The following is a 2,498-nucleotide window of genomic DNA, read 5'->3' as shown; positions in this document are numbered from 1 at the left end:
AGCGGCGCGCTTTCCGTTCAGCCCGAATGAAACGGACGGCTATTTCTTAAAATCTATCGCTGAAAAATTTGCCGACAACGAGAAATTAAAGAGGCGCATAGGCTGCGTCGGATTCATTCTGACGGATATCAACGGCAATCTTGTCAGCCCACATGACAACACCGCTTACCCTGCGGCCAACCTCTCCTCTTATGACTTTATCTACCGCGCGCTGCGCGGCTTTCACGCAGCCTCAAACGTGGTCGAGGCTGTGCCTGGCAGCGGCACGAAACGCCCCTGCGTACTTCTTTCGGCTCCGGTCTATATAGGCGCAACGAACGTAGGGTCCCTCAGCGCCGTGGTGCCGCTTGGGCCCACGGTGAAGATACTTGGCGAGATAGAGCTCCCATACACTGGAGCTTCGTTATTTATTTTGGATTCATCAAACAGGATAGTCGCCTCCCGTATCTCGGAAGATTCGGAGGCCGCGTCGTTCAACACGGATGGCGGCGCCGATATTTTCGGCTCGATGCGCGAAATTTTGACGCGCGACGAAGAGGACGGGCTGAAAAAGGCGATCGCAGGTTCAAGGATATACGGCAATTCAAAGGTCAACATTTTCGACGTGCAAAGCAGCAGGCGTTCCGCCGCATTTGCCGCGATCCAGAGCGCAAATGGGTGGACTTTGTTTGCGCTTTCATCAGACAGCGGCATCAGGGCCGCGCAGCAGCGAATGATCACAAGGACGGGCAACGCCTTCCTCGCGCTGACGACGCTGCTTATCTTCATCATCCTGCTAGTCTATTTCTTGTCGTGGCGTTCAAAAAGAACTCAGCAGCTCTCGCACCTTATGATGGACTCCTCCGGCATATATCTTTTCACGCTTTTGCCCGACGGTACGGTCAGCGGCTTTGACAGGCCGCTTGCCGCTCTGCTGGGGCTGCCGCACGACCAGAAACGGTTCAACATAAACGACTACACAGGCCGCGCCGACAGGCTCTTTCAAAACGGCATTCCCGACGTCGGAGGTTCGTTCCGGCTTCGCCTCAACACGCCGCGCGGCGCGATATACATACTGGTGCGCGTCATTGAAAAAGAGGAGCACGGCAGAACACAGGTATGCTGCATGGACGTGACGAACGACGAGCTGCTGCGCCGGCGCGTGGAGAACTTAGCCTATAAGGACAGCGTCACCGGACTTCCCAACACGGAAAGCTTCCGAAAGATGATATACGAGGTGCTTGAGGCGCAGCGCGGGCACAGCTATCAGGCCGCGTGTTTCTTTGTTGAGATAAAGGACAGCCACAAGATACTAGAGATATTCGGCAGCCATCTGCACAAAAAAATGCTGACTGAGACGGCGCGGCGGCTCCGTCAGGCAGGAGCGCGCTTTGGCGCGCAGGCGTACAGCCTGAACTATGATAATTTCTGCGTCTATCATGAGGGCTCTTCCGCAGCAAGTATAGCCGAACTTGCCTCAGCACTGAAAGAGACCTTCCGTCAGCCGTACAAAATAGGCGACAACACCTTTGAGACCGGCTGCTACATCGGCGTCGCAAGCTATGAGGAATATATAAGAAAGTCCGGCGTCGCCGCGGAAGAAATTTTCGGCTACGGAGAAGTGGCGCTGCGGCTTGCAAAGACGGCTCCCGACAATATATGCAGGCTTGACGACGTCACCTACAAATTCATGCGCGAACGCCTAGATATGGAGCTCTGCCTGCGAAGCGCGCTCGCCGAGCATGAGATGGAGCTTTATTTCCAGCCCGTCTACAACGCGGTCGAAGACAGGATAGTATCCGTGGAGGCCCTTTCGCGGTGGCGCAGCGCAAAATACGGCGACGTGCCGCCCGACCAGTTTATTCCTATGGCCGAACTGAACGGCTTCATCAACGAACTGGGCGACTGGGTGATAGACGAAGCCATCGCCTTCGCTAAAATACTTGCGCCCTACCGTATCAGCGTGGAGTTCAACGTCTCAATGATACAGCTTGCGCAGATGGACTTCATAGACAAACTGCTCAAAAAGGCGAAGGAGGCAGCGCTTCCCAAGCATTCGCTGGGCATGGAGATAACAGAGTCTTACGGGCTGGTTGACGCGCTGGGCGTAGACGCCGCCGGAATAAAAAACAAGATACGCCCGCTGAAAGAGGCCGGAATAGCTATCTATCTCGACGACTTCGGCACAGGGTATTCGTCGCTCGCCTCGTTAAAGGATATAGACGCGGATTATATGAAGGTGGACAAGAGCTTTGTCCGCGGAATGACGGAATCGAAGCAGCAGAGGGACATCCTAAAGGCTATAGCTGAGGTGGCAAAGGCGCTGCACCTAGACGTCATAGTAGAGGGCGTCGAGCTTGAAGGAGAGCTTGCGCTGCTTTTAGAGATGGGATACACAAACATTCAGGGATATTTGATAGCGAAGCCGATAAGCGGCGAAGAGCTGCTGAAATTTATTAAAAATTTTGATCACGACGCTCAGGAGTACTAAAGCCGCGCAAAGTCCATACGAGCCACGA

At 54.4% G+C, this 2,498-nt stretch carries 1 protein-coding gene; it reads left to right on the top strand.

Translation table 11 applies throughout. From position 1 onward, the window contains the following. A partial coding sequence (locus RRY12_03425; protein MEG2183706.1) for an EAL domain-containing protein occupies positions 1-2,470 on the top strand: 2,470 nt, incomplete at its 5' end. Positions 2,471-2,498: the final 28 nt, after the last annotated feature.

Source organism: Cloacibacillus sp. (assembly GCA_036655895.1).
Taxonomy (GTDB): Bacteria; Synergistota; Synergistia; order Synergistales; family Synergistaceae; genus JAVVPF01.
This window is presented reverse-complemented; position numbering and strand designations above follow the sequence as displayed.